The sequence below is a fragment of the Paenibacillus sp. FSL H3-0469 genome, assembly GCF_038051945.1.
GTDB lineage: Bacteria > Bacillota > Bacilli > Paenibacillales > Paenibacillaceae > Paenibacillus_AQ.
In genome coordinates this window covers 6,927,120-6,948,345 of record NZ_CP150302.1, presented here as the reverse complement: position 1 = coordinate 6,948,345, position 21,226 = coordinate 6,927,120, and the positions used below count along the sequence as shown (strand labels likewise).

22 protein-coding genes are annotated in these 21,226 nt (G+C 49.5%); all 22 read right to left on the bottom strand.

Translation table 11 applies throughout. The features are described from left to right. Positions 1-80: 80 nt before the first annotated feature. Complete coding sequence (locus tag NSS83_RS30160) at positions 81-260, bottom strand: hypothetical protein (RefSeq protein WP_341347126.1); 180 nt, start codon at positions 258-260, stop codon at positions 81-83. A 24-nt stretch (positions 261-284) separates the two neighbouring features. Then, the gene (locus NSS83_RS30155; protein ID WP_341347125.1) at positions 285-875 is read right to left on the bottom strand and encodes a hypothetical protein; all 591 of its coding nucleotides are present in this window, start codon (positions 873-875) and stop codon (positions 285-287) included. After that, complete coding sequence (locus tag NSS83_RS30150) at positions 872-1,960, bottom strand: DUF916 domain-containing protein (RefSeq protein WP_341347124.1); 1,089 nt, start codon at positions 1,958-1,960, stop codon at positions 872-874. The genes NSS83_RS30155 and NSS83_RS30150 overlap by 4 nt, the downstream gene beginning before the upstream one ends. Before the next feature lie 25 nt (positions 1,961-1,985). After that, complete coding sequence (locus NSS83_RS30145) at positions 1,986-2,609, bottom strand: hypothetical protein (protein WP_341347123.1); 624 nt, start codon at positions 2,607-2,609, stop codon at positions 1,986-1,988. Between the two features lie 11 nt (positions 2,610-2,620). Beyond that, positions 2,621-3,304, bottom strand: a complete 684-nt coding sequence (cpaB, locus tag NSS83_RS30140; RefSeq protein ID WP_341347122.1) for a Flp pilus assembly protein CpaB — start codon at positions 3,302-3,304, stop codon at positions 2,621-2,623. A gap of 21 nt (positions 3,305-3,325) precedes the next feature. Continuing rightward, complete coding sequence (locus tag NSS83_RS30135; protein WP_341347121.1) at positions 3,326-3,745, bottom strand: hypothetical protein; 420 nt, start codon at positions 3,743-3,745, stop codon at positions 3,326-3,328. A gap of 1 nt (position 3,746) precedes the next feature. Further along, positions 3,747-4,172 carry a DUF4320 family protein gene (locus tag NSS83_RS30130; protein ID WP_341347120.1) on the bottom strand — a complete coding sequence of 142 codons (426 nt, stop codon included), beginning with the start codon at positions 4,170-4,172 and terminating at the stop codon, positions 3,747-3,749. A 10-nt stretch (positions 4,173-4,182) separates the two neighbouring features. Continuing rightward, positions 4,183-4,422, bottom strand: a complete 240-nt coding sequence (locus NSS83_RS30125; protein ID WP_341347119.1) for a hypothetical protein — start codon at positions 4,420-4,422, stop codon at positions 4,183-4,185. Positions 4,423-4,448: 26 nt separating this feature from the next. Beyond that, on the bottom strand, positions 4,449-5,330 hold the full coding sequence (locus tag NSS83_RS30120) for a hypothetical protein (RefSeq protein WP_341347118.1): 882 nt from the start codon (positions 5,328-5,330) through the stop codon (positions 4,449-4,451). A 9-nt stretch (positions 5,331-5,339) separates the two neighbouring features. Next, a complete protein-coding gene (locus NSS83_RS30115) occupies positions 5,340-6,215 on the bottom strand; it encodes a hypothetical protein (RefSeq protein WP_341347117.1) in 876 nt (291 codons plus the stop codon). After that, positions 6,212-8,284 carry an ATPase, T2SS/T4P/T4SS family gene (locus NSS83_RS30110; RefSeq protein ID WP_341347116.1) on the bottom strand — a complete coding sequence of 691 codons (2,073 nt, stop codon included), beginning with the start codon at positions 8,282-8,284 and terminating at the stop codon, positions 6,212-6,214. The genes NSS83_RS30115 and NSS83_RS30110 overlap by 4 nt, the downstream gene beginning before the upstream one ends. Continuing rightward, positions 8,281-8,535: a hypothetical protein gene (locus tag NSS83_RS30105; RefSeq protein WP_341347115.1), complete on the bottom strand. Its 255-nt coding sequence runs from the start codon at positions 8,533-8,535 to the stop codon at positions 8,281-8,283. Before NSS83_RS30105 ends, NSS83_RS30110 begins: the two co-directional genes overlap by 4 nt. Before the next feature lie 14 nt (positions 8,536-8,549). Continuing rightward, positions 8,550-8,759, bottom strand: coding sequence for a hypothetical protein (locus NSS83_RS30100; protein ID WP_341347114.1), 210 nt, complete (start codon positions 8,757-8,759; stop codon positions 8,550-8,552). A gap of 2 nt (positions 8,760-8,761) precedes the next feature. Then, positions 8,762-9,166: a hypothetical protein gene (locus NSS83_RS30095; RefSeq protein WP_341347113.1), complete on the bottom strand. Its 405-nt coding sequence runs from the start codon at positions 9,164-9,166 to the stop codon at positions 8,762-8,764. Between the two features lie 205 nt (positions 9,167-9,371). Continuing rightward, positions 9,372-10,709: a Shedu immune nuclease family protein gene (locus tag NSS83_RS30090; RefSeq protein WP_341347112.1), complete on the bottom strand. Its 1,338-nt coding sequence runs from the start codon at positions 10,707-10,709 to the stop codon at positions 9,372-9,374. A 358-nt stretch (positions 10,710-11,067) separates the two neighbouring features. After that, positions 11,068-13,227, bottom strand: coding sequence for an FtsK/SpoIIIE domain-containing protein (locus tag NSS83_RS30085; RefSeq protein ID WP_341347111.1), 2,160 nt, complete (start codon positions 13,225-13,227; stop codon positions 11,068-11,070). A 7-nt stretch (positions 13,228-13,234) separates the two neighbouring features. Next, the gene (locus NSS83_RS30080) at positions 13,235-13,486 is read right to left on the bottom strand and encodes a hypothetical protein (RefSeq protein ID WP_341347110.1); all 252 of its coding nucleotides are present in this window, start codon (positions 13,484-13,486) and stop codon (positions 13,235-13,237) included. 1 nt (position 13,487) lies between these two features. Further along, positions 13,488-14,591 carry a M23 family metallopeptidase gene (locus NSS83_RS30075; RefSeq protein ID WP_341347109.1) on the bottom strand — a complete coding sequence of 368 codons (1,104 nt, stop codon included), beginning with the start codon at positions 14,589-14,591 and terminating at the stop codon, positions 13,488-13,490. Positions 14,592-14,604: 13 nt separating this feature from the next. Continuing rightward, the gene (locus tag NSS83_RS30070; protein WP_341347108.1) at positions 14,605-16,458 is read right to left on the bottom strand and encodes a DUF87 domain-containing protein; all 1,854 of its coding nucleotides are present in this window, start codon (positions 16,456-16,458) and stop codon (positions 14,605-14,607) included. Further along, positions 16,424-18,496, bottom strand: coding sequence for a hypothetical protein (locus NSS83_RS30065; protein WP_341347107.1), 2,073 nt, complete (start codon positions 18,494-18,496; stop codon positions 16,424-16,426). Before NSS83_RS30065 ends, NSS83_RS30070 begins: the two co-directional genes overlap by 35 nt. Continuing rightward, positions 18,497-20,905 (bottom strand): hypothetical protein, encoded by a 2,409-nt coding sequence (locus NSS83_RS30060; RefSeq protein ID WP_341347106.1) that lies wholly within the window; start codon positions 20,903-20,905, stop codon positions 18,497-18,499. Further along, complete coding sequence (locus NSS83_RS30055) at positions 20,902-21,225, bottom strand: hypothetical protein (RefSeq protein WP_341347105.1); 324 nt, start codon at positions 21,223-21,225, stop codon at positions 20,902-20,904. The genes NSS83_RS30060 and NSS83_RS30055 overlap by 4 nt, the downstream gene beginning before the upstream one ends. Position 21,226 lies beyond the last annotated feature (1 nt).

Below are 21,226 nucleotides of genomic sequence, written 5' to 3'. Positions count from 1 at the left end.
TCAATCCTCCTTATTTGTTCAATCCTCTACATATACTCGTAATTGCCTGTTTTTCACCCCATATATACAATAATTTTCATTCATTTTCTTTTAATAACTTTATATACATCCCTCTCCTGAACAACCACCTCATATCCTTCAGGCGTTTTTACATGAACTCCTTTTGAATCTTTTCGCACCACTTTGCCTTTTTCAATGCTCTCTTTCCAACTTGTATAAGATACATATAATATAGTGTCGCCCACTAAAGCTATATCCATTTTGATCATTCCTCCCTAATTTGCTTATAATCCCGCTGTAGCAGTGTAGGTAAAAGTAGATGTATAGGTGCCTTGTAATAAACCAACATGCTGACCGTTACTACCGGTAATCAGCTTAGGAACGTTCAGCGTATAGGAAATTCCAAACTGATGTGTACCGGCACCTTCTGAGGGGACCACACCCACAATCCGGCTGTCTCCGGAGGAGAGAACCTGATGATTGGCCAGTTCTCCTTTGGCTGCTGCAAAATCTATAGGCGTTCCTGTAATGGCCGTCTTGTACTGCGTGGAAAAAGAAACAGACGATGCCGGAATAATAAAATCAACGGCCTGTCCTCCTACCATCTTGGACAGTTTGAAATCAGTAGCCCGCAGGACCACTCCCCACCCCGCTGCCGTACCGCGTGCATCCAGGACATACAAATTACTGGATGCTGCTGACGTTTGAAGCTGCTTCAGATCCAGCGTGATATCCGAGAATATCGGCTTCGTCTGGGTCATTTGCAGCCCCGCCCCCAGTACTACCACTTCAGACTCATCTGTATCTGCAGCATTGGCAGACACAGGAACCGCTAAGATCATCAGCAGCATAAGGCCTATTAATACTTTCTTCATATTGCTCCTCCTCGATCAATTTTCTCTTCTTCCTTTTGCTTCTCTTTCCGTTTCCATAGCAGCAGCAGTAGCCAGAACAATAAAGCAAAACCCAGGATGATCCCTACAATAATGACCACTACAATCCATAGATGTAGCTCCAACCAATCCCCAAACGACTGTGTCACCTCGATCTTCCCAGCCTCTTTTAGCGAGACCTCAGAAGCCTTCGCCTGCTCAGGCGTGACTTTGAAGGTGAATGTTCGGTTAATCGTCTTGCCGGAGAACGAAGCGCTGTAGTTGACCTCATAGACATCGGGCAGCAGCAGCCGGTCATTGACAATATAGACCATATCCGCTGTGCTTCCCGCGTAAATGGAGTCTGCTGTGTAATCCTGCTCATACCTGATCTGGCCCTGCCCATCACGGACCGTGATCTTACCGATGGGTTTCTCCAAGATCGTTCCGCGATCACTCAATTTAATAGTTAACCGGGAGTGGCCCGTACTGACATAATCATGCTTGAACTCATCAATACTCATCTCATGCTTCGCCTGATCAGCCTTGTATTCCAGAACCATCTGCACCCCGCTGCGGTTGACCACATCGATGGCCACTGAAGCCTGCTGCCCCTCTGAACCCGCAGCCGCTTCTTCTGCCTTGATCAGTTCTTCCGCAGCGATCACTCCCACGTACTGGCCGGGGAGGAGATCCTCCGGTATATTCACGGTGTACTTCAAACTGCGCACTTCCTGCGGTTTCAGCGTAATTGCTTTCACGCCTTGCGGCTCCAGCCAAGACCCCACTAAGCGAAGTCGCTGCTCCTTTTCCGAGAAGCTGCGACCCCCATTTTGCGCGGGGAGGGCATCCGCCGGATACAGCTTGAGTTGTACCGGCGTATCCTTGGCATTGCGAACGATAAAGGTATACTCCCGCGTATCTCCAGGCTTCACCTGATCCATGTAATACCCCCGGCCTTCTTCTACAGCTTTGACCGGGGATAGGACAAAAGAACTGTCCGCATGGACAGCCGTAGACAGCCACAGACAGCCGATGAACCCGAGTACCCATACCCTCATGATTGTACGAATTGATCCTATCTTCATCCTCAAACCTCAATTCTCATATTCTCTATAGCCCGTTGACCAGGGTAAACGTCAGGCTGGCCCGGTACTCACCGGCAAGCAGCCCCACCTGTTCACCCGGGGAGACCTGGTCGGTATTGTTCACTTCTGAAACTTCAATGAGGGCGGGGAGATCGACCTGCAGGAGAAGTTCAGCGCTGTAACTCCCGCGCCCCGAACCTTCTGCTGCCTGCATAACGATCTGGGGCGATCCGGAAGAAAATACACCTGTACCGGTTGTCAACCCTCCAGATTCTTCCTCTGCAACGAGCCCGGATACTTGATATGATGCATTCCCCGCTGGAATCCTCGCCTGTATGCTTCCTTCCTGCACCTTATGCCGGACGGTGAAGTCATTTAAGGAAACTGCGTATTGCCAGCTGGCATCGGTTTGCTGCTCAACCATAAGGGTTAGTGACTGGTTAAACTGTAGATTTCCAGAGGCGCTCAGCGTAAGGTACGCTGGCTGACCCGCCATTCGGAGACGACCAAGGGGCTCATTATAGACCGCATAGGTGGCTGACATAACCGTGCTTGATCCCGCTTCTTCAGGCCCGCTCTGCTCCGCATGAGTTACCGGAGCGCTTGCCAACAGCAGGGTCAGTCCTAACCATAAGCTTATTCGCTTCATATGAGCCCTCCTCACGGATGAAGGGTGCCTGCTGGCAGCAGGTAGACCTTCCCGGTTTCTTGGGCCTCCATCAGCAGCGCAGCCTGCTGGGGGGTTACCTCAAGTACAATCACGGAGGGAATCAGGCTTCCACCCTCTGCCGGATCGGGAACTTTCCCTTCCGCATTCAATCGTTTCACTACCTTCAGCTTCGACAACTCCGGTAGAATCATTTTTTTCGATTGCCCCGTGGTCGCATCAGACACGAAGGCATAGGCATCCACCAGGATGCCCGGCTTGACCTCATCCCCGGAAGACAGGACCAGATCCGTCTTCACCCCAATTTGCCGCATCCCCTCTTGTAAAGAGACCGCAGCTCCCATACCAGAGGCCGCTGCGGTGGTCACGAGTGACTTGCGAATCGGAGTACCGGCCATGAATCCATACTTGGAAGCATAGGCATCGCTGAAATCTAGCTCATCGGCTGCTTGTATTGCATCTTCCGGCACTTCGCTAAGCACTATTTCGCGGAATTTGAGCTGTTCCTTGGTGATTGGCATATACGGATCAATATTGGCGACAGCGACAATGATCTTTTTGGTTTTCACCTGCTGCGCAATGTTCCGGCTGTTGAACTGAAACGCAACCAGCGCAAGGATCAGTCCAAGCAGGACGATCAATGCGCTACGGGTATACTTATTCCATAACTTCTTCAAAGGCTTGACCTTCCTCCCTCACTATTTATAAATACTCTCATAAGGAATATTGCGATGAACGGTTACTGGATATGAAACACCAGGCAACGCGAAGGAGACATGTGTGCGAAAGACCACATCGATCCAGGGGACATCCCCGGAATCATACGTTAGATGAAGCTCAAAGGTGCTGCTCTTCATCACCGGATTCTCCATTGCAGCATTTAAGTTCAGACTCTGTATAAAAGCATTCCGAGTCGCTGAACGCAAGGCATTCTGCTCCAGTTGTACAAGCCCCTGCTGCGCATCCGTCACGATGCCGGAACGGATAATGCCCGCATCAATCGCGTGTTCCACAGCTCTGCCCGTAGAGTCATACACACTATCAACCACCAGTAAATCCATCACCAAGACGATCAGGATTAGACCAAATAGGATGGCCCCGCAGACCTTAATCCACATGCTAATCCCCCGTCCTGAAGAATTTATGCGCTAGTCCAGAGACATGAACCGTTATCGGTATGGTATAGTAAACGCCCACCGCCTTCAGGGCAAATACGTTATACTCCCGAACCACCGTTACTTCCAGCAGATCTCCGCGCTGGACCGGCTTCGGGGTAGCGCTGAACGATACCATGGCCGGATTCATGCCCATGCTTTGGAGCAAACCATCCAGCCGGGTCCGTGTTGCATGGTCTGCCCCATTCTCCACCTTCATGATCTGCAGCACTTCCCCTGCGGCTGTACGTAAATTGGAACGGATCATCACATATTGCACAATGCTCACCGTAATCAAAGCAATCGTTAACACGATCAGCATCAGAAAGAAGAAGGATATGATACCGTCTCCTCTCTCGCTCCGGATAAACTGTTTCCATCTGCGGCGCATGACAAGCTCCTTAGTCAAGCGAGTTCATTTTGCCGAAGATTTTGTCCACCACAAAGGTGTTGATCTGTGCCTTGAACAACAGATACACGGCGATGAACAAGAGCAGCGTAATCAAAATACCAATGACCCATTGCATGGCATCTCCGCGCTCTTCTGTCCGAAACCGATTTAGCCTTCCTGCCAGGAATGCTGGAGCGTTAATCATTGCCTGCTTTGTACCTTCAACCATTTTCTTCATCTGCTTCTTCATTCGTGTAACATCCTCTCAATTTAGGTTTATAGGGAATTAAATGCGCCAAACATTTTGATCAGCATCATAAAAAAGAACACGACCACATGGAAGATCACCATTCCGTAGAACAGATTCATCTTTCCGGGATTCCCCCGCGTGCGTTCCCGCAAGGCAAGCTTGCTTAGAGTACGCAGATCATTTTTAACACCATTCAGATCATCCTCAGCTTCATGAAAGCCTTTCTCCGCCACGACATTAACGACAGATACAAAATCATATACGACAGGCACATGGACCTCTTTCGCAAACATTTGCAACGCATCCTTCTGCGGCATCGTCCCCATATTCGCTACGAGACGCTTGAGCAACGCGGATAACGTGGGACCACAACGGGTACTCACCTCCTGAAAAATCACATTTAACGGCTTACCGACCTCCAGCGCTGTGATCATCTTGCTAATTAAAAACGGCAAATCCGCAATGAGCTGATTTTGCCGTTTTTGATAAGACTCTTTGATTCTGCGCATTTGCAGCCAATAAAATAAGAACGATAGGATGGGTCCAGCAATCACAAAAAAGACTTGCTGCACCATGCCCGCCAACACAAGAGCAAACCCACCCGGCAGTATAGCTTGGATAATGGCTCTGGCGAGATACACTTCATAACTCATCGTATTCCCCAGCATGTTGTACATCTCGCGCTGCTTGCTGACCTTCCCTTTGGTTTGCCTTGTTGATAGCCGGTCCGCAAGTGACCGGACCACCGCATTTTGCTGCAGCCGCAGGCGCTGCGCGTCTGACTGATTGACGAGCGCTGCCATATTCATAATTTGCTTCTGGCGCTGAAAGCCCGGGATGGCGATCCGCAGGACAGGAATGGCAATACACATAGCGGCTAAACCAAGCAATATGGATGTAATCATCATTCACCTCCTTTACAAATCATCCAGATTGAGTCGCAACAGCGAGTCCTTCTTCCAGAGTCCGATTAACACGGCCACAATCATACTGGCCAGCAGCAGCTTGCCGAACCCGGTCTGCAGGGTCGTTGCCGCCTTAAATTCCTGGACCAATTGACTCTCCAGATAACCGAACAAGAATGGGAAGAGCAGGCTGATCCCGAACACCACGAACGGTTCCATCCGCTTTTTCTCATTCTCGATGTCAATCTCCTGCAGCAATTGCATATCCGAAGCAATGTCCGAGATGCTCTCCCGAATCCCATCTACCGAACGAGCATGAAATCCGTCTTTATTCCCAGCCATTACTTTCTCGCAGAAATCATCGAATTTCTTGAACTGGACGGCTTGTTTCATTTGCTCCAGTACGGTAGGCACATCGATCCCGATCCGCAGCGAAGAGTACATCTGCTCAAATAACGGAACCGTCACCCCGCTCATTACCGGCAAAGACATCTCTAGTGACTTCTGCAAGGATTTGCAATCCCGGAACTTGGAGGACAGTAGCCGCAGATTCCCCGGCAAGTTCAGGAGAACCTCTTTCCTGCGTTTGAACTTCACAGCCGAAATAATCATCTTGGGTACAATCACTCCCATCGCCACGCCCACACCCACAAACCAGATGTTCGCTGTCCAATAAGCGACCGATGCACCTATCGCAAGAGAGATCCCAAGGATCTGCACAAAGTTACGCCATTCCAGATGAATACCTGCCGCCTTCGCCTCAGCTTGAGTCTGTTCGAATCCAAAGGCAATACGAAGCTGCCTGGAACGGCTACTCGCCGCAGGCAGCAACGAAAACAGCCCAAAGGAAATCAAAAGCCCTGCTGAGAGCAGCAGAACGGGCATCATATAGCCTTCAACTCCTTCCCTTCACACCAGCGCCGGACTTCTTCCTGCGCAGGGTCTTTCAAATAAATCTTCTCCATCAATGACTCAGACTGGATCTTGCCGACCCGAACATGCCGTTTCCGGCTGTAATCGTATTTGAAGATCGGATTGAGCACCGGCTCTTCGGTTCCCCGGTAGCCAATCAGCTCTGACAGCTCGGTCACCACACGGACTCCATTCGGCAATTTCTTCTGGAACACGATGAGGTCAATTGATCCAGAAATCTGACTGGCCGCAGCCATGGTATTCCCGTTGAGTTGCAGGAACCGGGTCGCCGCTTCTTTCGCGCTGTTCGCGTGAATGGTCGTCCAGACGGTGTGCCCAGTGTTCATCCCAATCAGGCTTTGTTGTGCTGCCGGTTCATCCCGGATCTCCCCGATGCACATCACCTCTGGTTTGAGCCGCAGACAAGCTTTGATTAGCTTGGCGATGCCATAGCTCTTCTTCTCATCCTCGACCTCCTTCACTAGCAGGGAAGGCAGATTCGGATAATGCAGATACTGCAGCTTGCTGGCCAGCATCATTTCCTCCGAATCCTCAATGGAGATAATACGGGTAATGGGCTCCATGCACATTGGCAGACGAATCAATTGAGTGGTCTTCCCGCTGTTGGTTCCACCGCCAATGACGAGATTGGCACCCTTCGGAACAATGAAATGCAGGAATTCGGCCATCTCTGGCGAGATGTTTCCATACTGGATACACTGCTCATCCGTGTACACATCCGGCGGGAACTTGCGGATACTGATCAGCGGTGCATTCGCGCTAACCCCCTGGTACTCTTTCGTATCCGCAACGACACAGATCCGGAAGCCTCGGTAATTGGCATCCACAATCGGATCGGTGCTGGAGATTGGTTTGCCGATCGGCATGAGCATTTTGTTAATTACTTCATACAAGTGAGACACGCTCTGAAACTTGATATCTGGCCGGTGTATATCTTGACCGCCTTGCTCGATGATCACTTGCTCCGGACCATTGATTTCTATCGAACTGACCGTAGGATTATCCAAAATGCCCTGCAGCACCCCAAGCTCGGTAATCTCCTTCTGCACCCATTCCACCACTTCATTCAGAGGAATCGATAAGGAATACTCGTTCTGTTCCCGGATCAAATCCGAGATGTAATAACGGATCTTTTGCCGCGAAGGTTCATGGGTTAGGGACTGCACATATTCATCCAGGTGTTCCTCCTGTAGCCGGTAACGGACGAAGTTCAGCAGCCCCTCCAGTTTCTTGGCATCCCCCTCTGACCATTCACTGTTGACCGGCTGAATGGTTATCTGAACATCCAAGTATTCCAGGGGTTCAATGATCCCTACCGTTTCATTGTCACGCCCAGCAGCTTGTCCTTCCCGCACGGGGATCTGGTTCGGTTCAAGCGTCTTCCAGCGTTTGATTAGCTCACTGAATTTGGTATACACAGGTGCTTCATCAATTTTGACATTGGTATCTGCACTGAACAGATACAATCGCTCCGACTTCACACTGAACACTTCGAGAAGCCTGCGGTAATGCGTATAATTGCCGACAAAATCAATAGCATCTGCGCTGTAGAGTACCACTGCATCTGCGGTTCGTAGTGCAAAATGAGTTGTGGGCTGGATGAACGACCCCTGTGTGAGCAGAATGATCACATCATAGGAAGCCTCCAGCTGCTGCCGTAGCACCACCGATGCCGATATTAACGTTTGATTGGATGTCAATTTGCGAATGACGGGTGCTTCCGGCTGAGAACGCGGATTGACCAACATATAGTCCACGCCACTCCGCTGTACCATGTACTCCTGGATGGGCTTCACGGCTTGGCGGTCCATGTCGAGCAGGAACTGATCCATGGTGCGTTCTTTGTGAAGTTCGGCGATTTGCTGATCGAAGGTGTAGGCCATACGCGGCAACCCGACACAAGGTAACTCCGCGACTACCACGCGCTGATCCTTGGGATAGGTGCGGATCAGTTTCATCACCCCTTGAACGGCATCCCCGCCGCCCAGATTGGCGAAGGCGATCACCTGCGCTTTGCCGGTCATGATCGCCCCTCCGTCTCGCTCCGGTGACAATTGCCCCGGTACACCCAGCCTTGACTTGTTTTTTCCAAGGTGGCGTAGGTGGCTTTGCCCCCAACATGGCTATTCGGCTCCCCGATCTGGATGATCTTCGCCGTCCAGCAGGCCGGAGGCAGGACATTCAGAAAGTGATCGGCCATCTCCTCATCTACCACATCACCGATCTGAAGGTAATCCTCCAAATCTCCTTCCCAGTTTGCATAAGTCTTTATCATTTCATGTTCACTCCTTATTGTGCCTGGTACGTATCTACGATGTTCCATTTACCATTCGAGAACACTTCCACTATGACCTGATGGTTGTAAGGCATACCGTCCGCAACGGTCAATCGGGACAACCAGACCCGTTCTTTGCCGGTGTCCTTTTTCAGATTATCCGTGTGTGATTGTTGCAGCGTGGGTAAGGCCTGCAGCTCAGCCAGGCTGTGCTTTTTATCCAATGTTACTCCCCTCCTATCGTCTCTTGGAGTGCTCGCCAAGCCGTAAGCAAAGTGCTCACTGCTTGTTCCTGACCGTTCCAAAACAAGCTTTCTTTCAGGCCGTTTATGTGGGATTCAAAGGTTTCCCACTCGCTTCCCTTAATCAAGGACAGTGTCTCCTGCTGATGGAGTCCCTCCTGTGTTGCCACTGAAAAGATGGCCTTCTGAATTGCCTCTTCCAGCGCTCGTTCCTGCAGACTGAGCTTGACTTCCCTTAGCACGCCAACATCCTGCCAGTCCAGCTGCCTACGCTTGCCGTCCCGGTTGAAGGTGTACCCTTGCTCCTCCAACAAGACGACCCAGCGCCGCAAGGTGCTGACCGGCGTATTCAATAGTTCTCCTGCCTCTTTGAATCCAACTTCCTGCATGGCACTCTCCTCTCTCAACGCAAAGGCCGCCCCTTGGATTGCCGGGGCGGCCTCTTTTTGATTTCTTGCATGATATAAGGATAACTCATTTTTAAAAGAGAAAAGTACTCAAAAAGTATGATTAAAGTATGGTTTTGGGGATGAACATTTATGAGAGGGCATATCATTGGTTGTAACATGTTACCTTGTTTAGAACCTAACTTACTTACTTGTATACTAAATTTATTAATTTATGGTACGCATCTTTAGCTTTAATAAGTAAATCGTCATAAGTTATGATCTCGTCTACTCCTGAGTAATGTTCTTTCAAAAGCTCTCTATATTTTCTGTTATTTCTCCCCGCAACAAAACTTTCTTCCGTTGTCCTGCTAATTATGACTGAACTATAACAATTAAAGTTAATTGAAGGGTACTGTTCTTTAATTAACTCATAATGATTTCTAATATAAGCTTTCCACTCAGATATTTGAAATACCGCTTGGGTTACTTCACTTCTAGGTTGTCCTGACTTTGTAGCAATATTTTTTGATGGTTTTTCTAATTCTATTAATCTGTAATGATTTAATGGATATCTTATAATAAAATCTGGTTCAACGTATTCTTTTCCTAAAGGTGACTCTTCAATAGAAGGATACCTCAGTTTGGGTTTAGATATAGCGTCACCATATACATCAATCAATATTGGATTTTTTTTTATAAATTCATGAAATACCTCTTCGTGAGCATCCTCTTTCTCATTTAGTAATTGCTCAAAGGACGAAATAGTTTTTTCTAATTCTTTCAACCTATCAAAAAATGGCTGTATCTGTTCTTCGTAGCTTAATGAAAGCATTCCATCTTCAGTTCTCACTACTGAAAGCGCAAAATCTCTCCTAAGATCATATGACACACGAGTTTTTATACTTCTTGAATCCCATGCAGCCTCTTCAACATGACGGATTAATTCTAAGTAGTTAAAAAACCTTTTATTATTCCTGTCAGCAGGAATGAATCCTAGATTCCTAATAATTATTGGATTCCAGAAGTTATCGCTTATATCAGGTAAATTAATGTTAATAATTTTGCAAAATGCTCCAAATGTTAATATTTCAATAAGTTGAGTCCATGAAATGTCAAATTGATATACATATATGATGGTTTCATCATATTGTTTCTTAATCAAACTAATGGGTTGAGGTAATCGCCCCCTCCAAACTTCATTCGACAAAGGCTCTTTAGAAACCAATCGAGATATCCCAATATCTTTTCCATATATCCCTTCTTTTTTTAGAAGTTCAATTATTGAATTGGGTGTCCGACTAATTGAATAATCAACCATTAGAGCTGGACCACCTGCAATTTCCCATCGATAATTTGGTTCTTTAGAGGAATCAGCAATAACAGCACCATCATAAGATAAATAACAATGTAATTCCTTGGAATTAAGATATGGTGACAAGTTAATGTCCGGATACCCGCCATCTATAAACTTACGATATTCTGTCCTGTAAGCCTGTATGTACTTAACTATGTATTCAGCTACATCAGTTATAGAAATACTCACATCACAATCCCCCTAACCTAAGTTTAATTATCAAAGTTGCTTCTACTTCAAACACTTTCATTACTCTTATTACCACTATATTATACTATATTTTGGAATCAAGGTATTGAATATGATTCACAGTTTCAAGGATCGTAGAAACTGTATGTTTGATGGTGACAGTATGTAGGATCAACATAATGTCACGTAAACAATTAGTTTTTATTCGAACTCTCCTTTTCAGATTAAATTCAGACTCGATTTTCTAGTTCCCGTTTGATAACGCTATTCTTAAAATAAAAAATACTCATAACCGCAGGGGTTTTCGAATAAAAAAATGGGAACCAGAAACGGGAACTAGAAGTATCACTAACAGCTCTTATCGCATTTCTTTGGCTAAGAATTGTTGAATTTGTTCCTCTTCCCAAGCCAACATATAACCTCCTTTTGTACTTGTAGGAGGCAGCAAAAAACCCACCTGCGCCAGTTGTCCCATCAGTTGTAGCACCTTCTCCTTGCGAATCCCAAGGGCTTGCTGAATGTCGGTGGAACGTGTGGATTTCGTCTCACAAATTATCCGCTGAATTCTAAGTAGTAATTCTTCATCACTCTCTTTGGTAACTGCTAACCAAGGCTTCAACCCCGTTTCCGGATCATACTCAGCAGCCACCTTTCCTTCTCTGCTTAACTGCTCCACAAAGGTCGCTGCCGTAATGTAGTCAATGTTCAACGCTTGCTGCAATAGCCTGCCCGATACACCTTTGTGCTTCCGCGCCAAGCGAATAACCTGATCGTACATACTCTCATCCAGCTGTAATGGCTCCTCTTCCTCCTGATCAGCCCACTCGTCAAATGGAGCTATGTTTGATGCTGATGGACCGACAGGCTCATTCCCAGCTTCTGATGAATCGTTGGCCTCCTCACCGTCTATGAGAGCAAGCAAAGAAGAATCTGTAGCAGCTGCTGTTTCTGGATCTGCTTTCCGCAACCGTAGTTCATTCCGCCAATAGCGCTTCAACTCCTCTATATACCGGGTCGTCTCATCATCATCTGCGCTGATCGCCGCGGACTGGAATCTCTTCTGCCCTCCACCATTCAGCATGCAGATCCCATCCCCACCCCCGAGCAAATGCGGACCCCCTGTATCCATTACGGTCTTGAAATCATAGACACTCAGCAAATGAAACGCCACCCGGGATGGCAGGTTCGACTTAATCACACCGGTCACCACATCCACGCTGGGACGTTGAGTCCCCAGGATCAGATGGAGTCCTGCAGCCCGTCCCATTTGAGTCAGGCGTTGCACGGTTTCCTCCACATCCGCTCGGGCAATAACCATCAGGTCGGCATATTCATCAATTACAGTGACGATATACGGCATCTGATCCCCCGGATGATTCCGGTTGTACTGCGGCAAGTTCCGTACACCGGCTTCCGAAAAACGCTTATACCGCTTTTCCATCTCTACTACTAGCTTCTTGAGCGTCAGTGCTGCCCGTTTCGGATCAGTCACAGGCGGGGAGATCAGATGCGGCAAGCCGGTATACATCGTAAACTCGACCATCTTTGGATCAATGAGCAGAAACTGAACTTGCTCCGGTGATCGAGTTGAAGCAAGTGATGTAAGCAGCCCATTGATAAACACCGATTTCCCAGAACCGGTTGCCCCTGCCACAAGCAAATGCGGTAATTTGGCTAAGTCCACCAGGATCGGTTTCCCCAACATATCCTTCCCGAACACCATAGGCAGTTCAGCCGTTTGAGCAAACACCTTCAGGTCTTGTGTCATATCACTCATATATACAAATGCCCGTTCGGTATGAGGCAATATAAAGGCTGCTGCGCTTGAAAACGGGGATGAGGTCACCGCGAAACTCCGGTCATGTCCGATATGGTTCGCCAGATCATCTCTTTTTTTGACCAGATCACTGAGCTGCAGCCGGGCCGGTAAGCGAAAGGAGATGGTTTGTAGCGTTGGCCCCGCATCGATGGACAGAATTTCTGGCGGTTCCTCCATTTTCAGTCCTGCCAACTGGACCGTATTGAAGATGAGCTCCGATGCCTGCTCTGCCAATAACGTAGAAGAAGAATAGGGCCGAGGGTTCGGTGGAAAAAGCGCATGATGTCCCGATTGAACACTCTGTTCGCTTGTAATCACAACCGGCCTATGATTGGGTTCGCCCCGCTCAGGTACGGAAGGCATCGATTCCACACCCTCGGCATTGGGCAGCTTGCTCAGCGAAATATCTGCTGGGGATGGCCCCAGTCTCCATTCCCGGTTTCGAATCTTTTGCTGTAACTGGATAAGCCATGGCCCCATGCGTTTCCGATGCTTCCAAGCCACTCGCGCAATGTGGGGTACACCCACAATACCCAGCCATAATGTGACTGCATACCGGAGCACCGTTTGTGCCAAATGGCTAAGTTCTGGCGATGGCTCCAGGAACAATACGGTTACACTTCCCAGCGCAGCCAAGACCGTCAGGCGATTCACGAACTGTCCAAAGGATTCTTTTGGCGGTGGATCTGGAGTGCTCACTGTGTTCTCAACTTCCTTTCATCATGGTTTGAAATAAGTCCCTCAATTGCTGATTCAACCGCGCCGCATTTTCTTTCACGAGAGGCCACCACGCATCGGACTCATCAAATACAAAGTGGTAGGCTTCATTCAGATTGCGCAGCAGCATGATCACCAAAAACACGCCCAATGCTTTGACTAACCAGGTCGGTAAGCCATTGCTCCCTTTCTTGTAAAACACCCACAGCAAAATTGCGATAATGACAACTGTTAAATTCATTTCAACCACTCCCCGCAACTAACAATTTGAAGTACTTGGATACGCCGATCCACCATCCGTTATCTTCTGCATAGTAGCCTCGGGGATTATCTTTGGCCGATAACCACTGGATGGGATCTCTTCCGGCCGGAAGATCCTGAGATAGCTTAATGATCGTATTCGCCGCAATCTGCGCAGCCTCACCGGTTGAGAGCCCCGCACCTTTCCCCTTGCACCAGCATCCATACACATTCCATGGATTACGGATAATCTCCGAGGCATGGTTATTGTTTTTCGGCACAAACGACTGCTCTTGGCCGGTAATGGCAATCAGCAGATAAGGAGAGACATTTTTGGTTCGCCCCGCGTCATCGATCATCTGCAGCAGATTATGATCCGCCAGCGCTGATTTTCGCTTCTCCAGAAATTGCAGCACATATGGAATGTTCAAAGACCGGTACCCCAGCTCAGTTGGCAATGTAGGCAGCTCCGTACCTGGAGCAAAGACATATTTTAATGGATCAACTGGCACTCCGCTCAGTTCCACTTGAAAATGTAAATGGGGTCCGGTAGAGCGTCCGACAATGCCCTGTCCAATTCTGCCAATTAACTGTCCTTTGCTCACCACATCGCCCACCGATACGTTCATCTGAGCGGATAAATGTCCGTAGGTGGTAACTAGCCCATTGCCGTGATCGATCCTAATCGCCTGACCATACCCACTAGCTGCTCCAGCGAGCGTCACTGTCCCTCCAGCCATGGAATAGATGGGCTGTAGCTCCGTATTGGCAGGACCGTTGGCAATATCAATCCCTTTATGCATGCGGATAGTGCCAAACAAATCACGCAAAGCAAACGTTGAAGAGATCCGGTCAATGGTCGGTACCGGCCAGACATATACCGTTCCATCCACATCTAGCTCAGGGGCCAACGAAGCATAATGGCCTGCGGATTGTGGCTTATAGCTGTCGGCATCGGAAAAGATCATGAATGGCAAGAAGACAAACATTACTACCAATGCAGCCAATCCAAGAAAAATCAGCACTAAACCGATCCCGGGGGAACTAAGCACTGAAAGCAGCCCGATGATTTTCTTCATCTCCCTGGCCTTTTTACTGACTTCCACCTGTTTCCCTCCTCTACCCTGCAGTCTTCAGTCCCCGTGTTTTGTACAGGACATGCTCTTCCGGAGGGACATGCATGATCAGTTCATCGTAGCGTTTGTGGTTCTCTAGGATGTAGCGCTGCGTGCCTTCATTCTGCGTAATGAGCTCTTGAATCTCGCTGGGCAGATCCGCATGGGAGGAGAGTAAACGTACTGCGGACTGCTCCATGTAAAAGTACACGCGCACGCTGGTATTCTCCCACATGCCTACCCCAGCTGCGGTATCCAGCATAATCGCCGGAGAATTGCCTGCCAGGATCATCATGCCGTTCTGCTTGCGAATCGCCGTATACCAGGTGAAGACATAACTGCGCAGCTCCGGATTTTGCAACTGCCGCTGCCCCTCGTCCACCAGAACGGCAGAAAAGTCAGCTCCGGCAATTTTGAGCAGATGAATGTTCGCATTGACCTGTTCAAAGGCCATCGACATCTTGATCTGTGCTTGCTTCGCCGATTCATCCTTCTTGGACTCGTCCTCCTCGCCGGAGCCGACCCGGTAGACAACCAGCGGTGCTTTCTGATCAAAATTAGAGGCCTCTTCGATTTGGAAAATATCATCGTAGATCCCGATGAAATAGATTTTGATTTTGTCATACAAGCTTTTAGCATCGGCATTGCTATGAGCTGCCTCTTCAATTTCCGCGAACACGGCATGAATGGTCGGCTTCGGTCCGGTAGGTGCATTCCAGGTGTCCGGCTGCTGCTTCTCAATCCCTGCGGCACGGTAGACTCTCCGAATGGCTTCGCCCACTTCAAAAATTTCCGGGCGGGTTAGATTCTCCCCGAGCAGCGAGAAAGTGCGCACGCCGCTTTTCTCGGCCATCTTGTACCGGGAGCGATTATACTGCGCACATTCCTCATCGATCTCCGTGATGGCAGGCATAATCGTCAGCGGTTCAAAATAACGTCCTTCTTCGGTGGTATGGTCAATATACACGCCGCCCACATAGGCACAGAGCTCCCGCCACTCGCCGTCCAGGTCAAAGACAAATACATGTACGCCTTCTTCCAGCAGCGAGACCACCAGTGCCTTCAGAAAGTAACTTTTGCCTTCGCCAGTCTTGCCAAACACAGTCACATTCTGCGCCCGGGGATCATCCGGATCACATAGATTCACAAAACAAAAGCCGCCGTCCTCGGTCCGGCGACCAAAATATAGTCCTTCGCTATCCGAGAACGAGCCTCGGGTCATGGGGTAGGTGCGTGCCGCGACAGAATCTGTCGTGACCCGCCCATAATGCGTCTTGTTGAAAAATTCACTGTGATCACTGTAGGGGTCAAAGGCCGGTGATGTTTGCCGCATCGCCTCTTGCTGCTCACGCCTAAGTTCATTTAGTTTCCCGGACATGTTGTCGAACCACAGCTTCAGCCCTGCCTCTGCCGCCTCAATCTGATGCAGCTTCGGTGCAGATAACGTTAAGAAGGTCTGCACCTCAACCAGCTTATGATCACTGGACAGCGTGGAATCCCGCAAGGCAAGAATGGTCTCCTTCGCGGCAATCTCTGCATTCCGTGCCGGGTCTGTTTCACTCTGATCCTGAATACTGGCTGTTAACCGGTTCAGCTTGTACTTCATTCGGGTGTTGAATTTGATATCGCTTTGCGCATACCGGATCGTTTTGCGTAAGGTAGCACCGGCATGCGTAACGATGCCATCCAGCTGATCCAGATACCCGGCGATGATCTCTGGCGGATACTCTTGAACCATGAGGACCCGCACATAATGGCCGGTCTTCCCATCCTTGCCGTCTACCATGTTCACCACCAGTTGCCGGGACTGCTTCTTCCATTGTTTAACTAACCGCTTCGTATGTCTGAGCAGGCTCATGATTGGTCTCCTCTCTATTTCCGTGTATGTTCAGTAAGCTACGTTTCTCCGGATCAAGCGCCAGTGGCCGGCCCTGATACAAACTGTAGGCTGCAGATGGAATGAACGGATAAACCGCCGTATAGGTCTGCTGATACTGCTCCTTAAGCAGGGAGGCCATCCGTGGAGCCATATCCGGGGTACTTTGGTTCAGCCAGAATTCCCCTTCCCAGCGCGGGGCTGCTTGAGTGAAGCGCAGCCAATAGTGGTAATCACAATCCAGCACTGCGATGGAACGATATCGCTGCTGTAGCGCCTCTCGTTCAGGGTAGTTCCAGGGAATCTCGGCAATGACCAGTCTGTCTTCCGCTGCCCGGCGCTGAAGCAGCTGCTCCACTTCCTGCAAGGCGGGATAACGTGTAGGGGTAAACAGCAGCCAGTCTGCTGCTTTCCCGGACCAAGTATCCCAGGCTTCTAGTTCCGAAGGTTGCTGCAGTGGATTCAGTACCGTCCGGGTCCCCTGATCCGGCGATAGATCTACGATGCTTACGGTAATACCGGATAGACTTGCCGCCACTCCGAGATTCGCAGCCAGAAAAGACTTGCCGCTGGGTGTAGGAGAGGTCAGCAGTACAATTCCTTGAAGTTGATTGGCTCCGGGTGTTGGAAGCTTTGGCGGCAGAATTTCTTCTTCGGTTAACTTATCCGGCGTGTACTCTAACGTAGTTGCTGGAGGTTCAACCTTTCGAGCACGAATATTCTTCCAGCCCGCACGGCAATTCCGTATCACCCTGCCAAGCCAAGGGAGAAGCCTTGTACTCCAGGTTGTTCGAAGAAAGGAGATTCCCTGTTTACCGCTTCGCAGCCATCGGGCTAAAGGCCATTTCCCAAACTGCAGCGCGCTACGCCAGGACGACCCTGTGACCACATCCTCGATCACCAATGGTGCGGGGACCTTTTCCTCTTGAATGTCTGGCATGGCTTCATTCTCCACGTGGTCTTCTACAGGTGGATCGTCCTGAATGAACTTGACTAGCGATGGACTGAATAGCGAACGCTTCTCATCAGGTTCTTGGCCTTGCGCTTCCAGTACATTCTGCTCTGTCTCCTGCTCATTTAACGGGTCCGAGTTTTCGGACACTTCATATGGGCTGGATTCAGCCCATGAGTCTCCATTCATCTTCCAAGCCTCCCATGCCGTCCGGTCCCACCAGCGTCCCACAATCTCCGGCAACGAAAATCCGGATAATAGCGATGTGCTATGCCCACCCTGCGAAGTGAGCGTATGGAGCACACGATCCTTTTTCTCCTGCAGCTCACTCAGCAGCCGGAAACGTTTCAGCGCTTCCGGATTCAGCTCTGCCGGTTCATCTGCCCGTTCCCTGAGCTTGATTTTCGATTCCGAGGTCGTGAGGGTCAGCGTATATTCACTGCGCAGCGCATTTCCGTCTCTGGCCAGTCGCTCCCACATCTCGATTCGGTTCAGCTTCATCGCCTGGATGCCTGGACTCTTTGCCGGATGGTTTCGTTTCTGATTCCACAGCTCCAGGCGAACATCCGGGATCTGCTCCGCTGAGATTTGTGCCGAGAAGCCTTCCTGCACCATGGCACGCAGAAACTGTTCAAAGCCGCCGATCCGCATCCGTTTCTGTGCATACTCCGCCGTTTTCCACGGGGATGCCGATAACGAAGACACTACATGCAAGGTTTTCCCGCTGCGGTAGAGCCAGCCATCTTCCTCCACGCCAAGGAAGGAACCAAGGTCTTCCCCGGCTCCTTCCTTCTTTTGCTGTGCATCATGCATGTAGCGCTTCAGACGATACGGCCATTTGAGCCATTGTCCCAGTGTACTGCCCATGAAGATCGTCACAATCCAAATCATTTTGAACAATACCGGGAAGGGGAGTATAAAAGGGACTCCCCCAATTACAAGCGTGGTTCCTACGATCCAGCCAATATCTCTTAGCGATAATCCTAGAAACTCTACATCCTCACGGATATCGCCCATAAAGCTTGCGCGCAGTAGCTCCTCTTCCCGTTCCTGCTGTTCCTGATCCATTTATTTCACCTGCCCTTTGGCATTCACCGTGCTCGCCTGCTGAGTTTCCTTGCTCCGCTGCCGCTCATGACGATGTAACATTTCTTTCTGCAGTTGTTCAAAACTGCCCATATCCAGACCATCCAGCGGCGGTTGTCCATAGTTAACCGGCACACGGTCTTTAATGACATAGACCGCACCATCTTTTGCACGCCAGTAAGGTATGCGGTCTTTCCGGTAGCTCTCATATTTCTTATGAAATTCACTGTAATGTTCTTCGGGAATATAGGCATGGGATTCATCTTTAGCCAGCTCCAGCACTTCTGCCAGCTCCTCTACTGTACCGGAACGTTCCCAATCCGCGATCATGCTGGCCGCAAACCGGGAGTGACGCGGGAAGTTCACCCGGATCTTCCGAGTCGTCTGGGCCAGCATACCCTCAAGCACTTCCGTAGCCTCTTCCAGGTGATCATCCGGCAACCATAACACATCCTGCTCCAGCAGCAGATCTTTGGCCCATGGATATTCATCAGCACGTTCCTGCAGCGCGTGGTAGGCCGATGCAGCCTTACCTTGAGGCAACTTCGCCTGCGTATAGAGGGGTAAGGCTTCTTTAATCTGTTCTGCTGCGTGTTCGGCCTCCTTGGAGTCGGTGAGTAGTGATATCTGTGCTGTACCATTCAGATCCACGAACGCTCCATCCTTGTACATCCCCTCACGTACCGCACTGACATCGAATCCTTCCCGCTCCAGTTGCGGTAGCATATCTAGGGTCGGCCCGGCCAGAATCAATTCACCGGTGCGCTCATCCCACTGCACATCTTCCTGGTATTCCTTCTTCAGGGTACTTAGCTTCTCTGTCAGCAGTTTACGCTGGGCCACAGGCGCTTTTAATAAGGAAACACTGCGGAACCCTTCGTCTCCCAGTACCTCTGATATATTCAGCGCCGAAGATTTGATTTCTGACTCTCCAAATTCCAGTTCTTGCAGAGCATCCACATGGATCTGACCACCCTCTTGAAGCCAATCTTCCGGCTCATGATAGGCGATGCCCTGCACTGATTCCGATAACCCGCCACTGAGCGAGGAAGCCAATTTGTCCTTGCCTACGCTGCGCTGGGTACGTATCCGATCTGCTGCTTGCTGCATCCGCTTACTGGCTTCCTGCATGCTCAGTGCCTTCTTCTGTACGCCTTCCGAGCCCATCCGCTTGCCCATGGAATCCAGAGATGTTGACGTCCGTTCTCCCCATTTCCCCACGGAATCAAGTACCTGTGCTCCGTTCAGTGTCACCGGATGCTGCACGGCTCTCATCAGGGGCTTCAGCCAGAAAAAGAAGAAGAACACGAGTAAAGCGAGCGCACTGAGAATCGCAAAAATGATGGGCGGTATGCCTAACGCCGCACAAAACCCTTCTCCCTCGCCGTAATCCGTCTGCATTTTCACAAAAATCGCCCAATGCAAACCGCAGATCAGGCCGACCAGTAGCGTCCGCAGATAGAGATTGGCAAATCCGAGCAGTGTCTCCATTTTCCCGGTATAAGCCGATTGGGTAATCCACATATTGACCAGGATGGCCATAAAGATGAGCACCAGCGTCTTGAGTACAGCAACCACATAAAGGGGCAATACGACCAGGAACAAATAACTGAGCAGATTAAAAATCCCGCCGCTGGTAGACACGGTCAACTCACCGAGGGTTTGGGCGGCATACGCAGCATCTGTAATTCCATCGGCACCGACTATCATCGCTTTCAGAATCTGCTGTCCCTCTAAGCCTTCATAGGCAATGCCGCTCGTGCCGATGATTCCCTCAAACATCTTACTGGCGATCCAGTTGATGCCGACATTGGCAATGTTGAGCGCCGTGAGTGAGAAATACGTAGCGACAAAACAAACTAAAAAGACCTTGAGCAAACTGCCCAGATCCTTTTTGCCTTGGATAATTTTAAAGGTTAACCACGAAATCCCGATAAACAACAGCACCAGACCAATGATCATAAACAGTGACCAGCCTGACTGCACCATTGCGATTTCCGCAATTTGTGGCGTGAACAAGTAGCTTTGGGCAAAGGCATCATAGAGTGGGGACATGAGCTCGTCCACCAGCAGAACAACAAGCCCTTCAATCGCATCTTTGATCAGCTTGCCGGACATGAGATCCTTGAACGATTGAATCATCTCATCGACTTTCTGAATCATATCATCGACCCAGCCGGGAATGTACCAGCTTGTTTCCCGCTCAGCAGGTACTTCTGTGTTTGACGGTACAGTGGTCGGGTTGGGCAATGCAGAAGCGATTTTCACATCTGCTTGTTTTATAGCAATGGCTTGGCTTGGTGATGCTTGAACCGGTATCGTCATTAGATTGCTCGTGAAACCAAGCAAAAGTATCAGTAGAACTGCCAACACCCGAAATCGTTGTCTCAACCTCCCCACCCCCAAATCGCCATGTAATCGTAAAACTGTGACAGCAGGGTAAATACCGAGCCGGTCATGAATAACAGTATCAGGCCGAGCGCCAACGCCATCCGCTTCCAGAACTTTGGGTCTTTCAAGCTTCTTGCTCCTCGGCTAACCGAAAACAGGAACCCAAAAAATCGGATCAGCCAATAGGCTAAGGCTAATACACAGAGTATCGTCCCTGCTGCTCCGGCCAGAACCAAGAACCAGTTCAAATCATCTACCACTCCTGGGTCAACAGTGTACATTTTTTTCATTTTCGAGATATAGTCGTTGTCTTTCATCATT

What these genes read in the sequence shown, in the direction of transcription:
- NSS83_RS30135 (WP_341347121.1), bottom strand. Translation starts at nt 3,745, where the DNA reads ATGTGGATTAAGGTCTGCGGGGCCATCCTATTTGGTCTAATCCTGATC.
- NSS83_RS30130 (WP_341347120.1), bottom strand. Translation starts at nt 4,172, where the DNA reads ATGCGCCGCAGATGGAAACAGTTTATCCGGAGCGAGAGAGGAGACGGT.
- NSS83_RS30150 (WP_341347124.1), bottom strand. Translation starts at nt 1,960, where the DNA reads ATGAAGATAGGATCAATTCGTACAATCATGAGGGTATGGGTACTCGGG.
- NSS83_RS30080 (WP_341347110.1), bottom strand. Translation starts at nt 13,486, where the DNA reads ATGAATTTAACAGTTGTCATTATCGCAATTTTGCTGTGGGTGTTTTAC.
- NSS83_RS30115 (WP_341347117.1), bottom strand. Translation starts at nt 6,215, where the DNA reads ATGATGCCCGTTCTGCTGCTCTCAGCAGGGCTTTTGATTTCCTTTGGG.
- NSS83_RS30070 (WP_341347108.1), bottom strand. Translation starts at nt 16,458, where the DNA reads ATGAGCCTGCTCAGACATACGAAGCGGTTAGTTAAACAATGGAAGAAG.
- NSS83_RS30145 (WP_341347123.1), bottom strand. Translation starts at nt 2,609, where the DNA reads ATGAAGCGAATAAGCTTATGGTTAGGACTGACCCTGCTGTTGGCAAGC.
- NSS83_RS30055 (WP_341347105.1), bottom strand. Translation starts at nt 21,225, where the DNA reads ATGATGAAAGACAACGACTATATCTCGAAAATGAAAAAAATGTACACT.
- NSS83_RS30110 (WP_341347116.1), bottom strand. Translation starts at nt 8,284, where the DNA reads ATGACCGGCAAAGCGCAGGTGATCGCCTTCGCCAATCTGGGCGGCGGG.
- NSS83_RS30105 (WP_341347115.1), bottom strand. Translation starts at nt 8,535, where the DNA reads ATGATAAAGACTTATGCAAACTGGGAAGGAGATTTGGAGGATTACCTT.
- NSS83_RS30095 (WP_341347113.1), bottom strand. Translation starts at nt 9,166, where the DNA reads ATGCAGGAAGTTGGATTCAAAGAGGCAGGAGAACTATTGAATACGCCG.
- NSS83_RS30155 (WP_341347125.1), bottom strand. Translation starts at nt 875, where the DNA reads ATGAAGAAAGTATTAATAGGCCTTATGCTGCTGATGATCTTAGCGGTT.
- NSS83_RS30120 (WP_341347118.1), bottom strand. Translation starts at nt 5,330, where the DNA reads ATGATGATTACATCCATATTGCTTGGTTTAGCCGCTATGTGTATTGCC.
- NSS83_RS30065 (WP_341347107.1), bottom strand. Translation starts at nt 18,496, where the DNA reads ATGGATCAGGAACAGCAGGAACGGGAAGAGGAGCTACTGCGCGCAAGC.
- NSS83_RS30125 (WP_341347119.1), bottom strand. Translation starts at nt 4,422, where the DNA reads ATGAAGAAGCAGATGAAGAAAATGGTTGAAGGTACAAAGCAGGCAATG.
- NSS83_RS30160 (WP_341347126.1), bottom strand. Translation starts at nt 260, where the DNA reads ATGGATATAGCTTTAGTGGGCGACACTATATTATATGTATCTTATACA.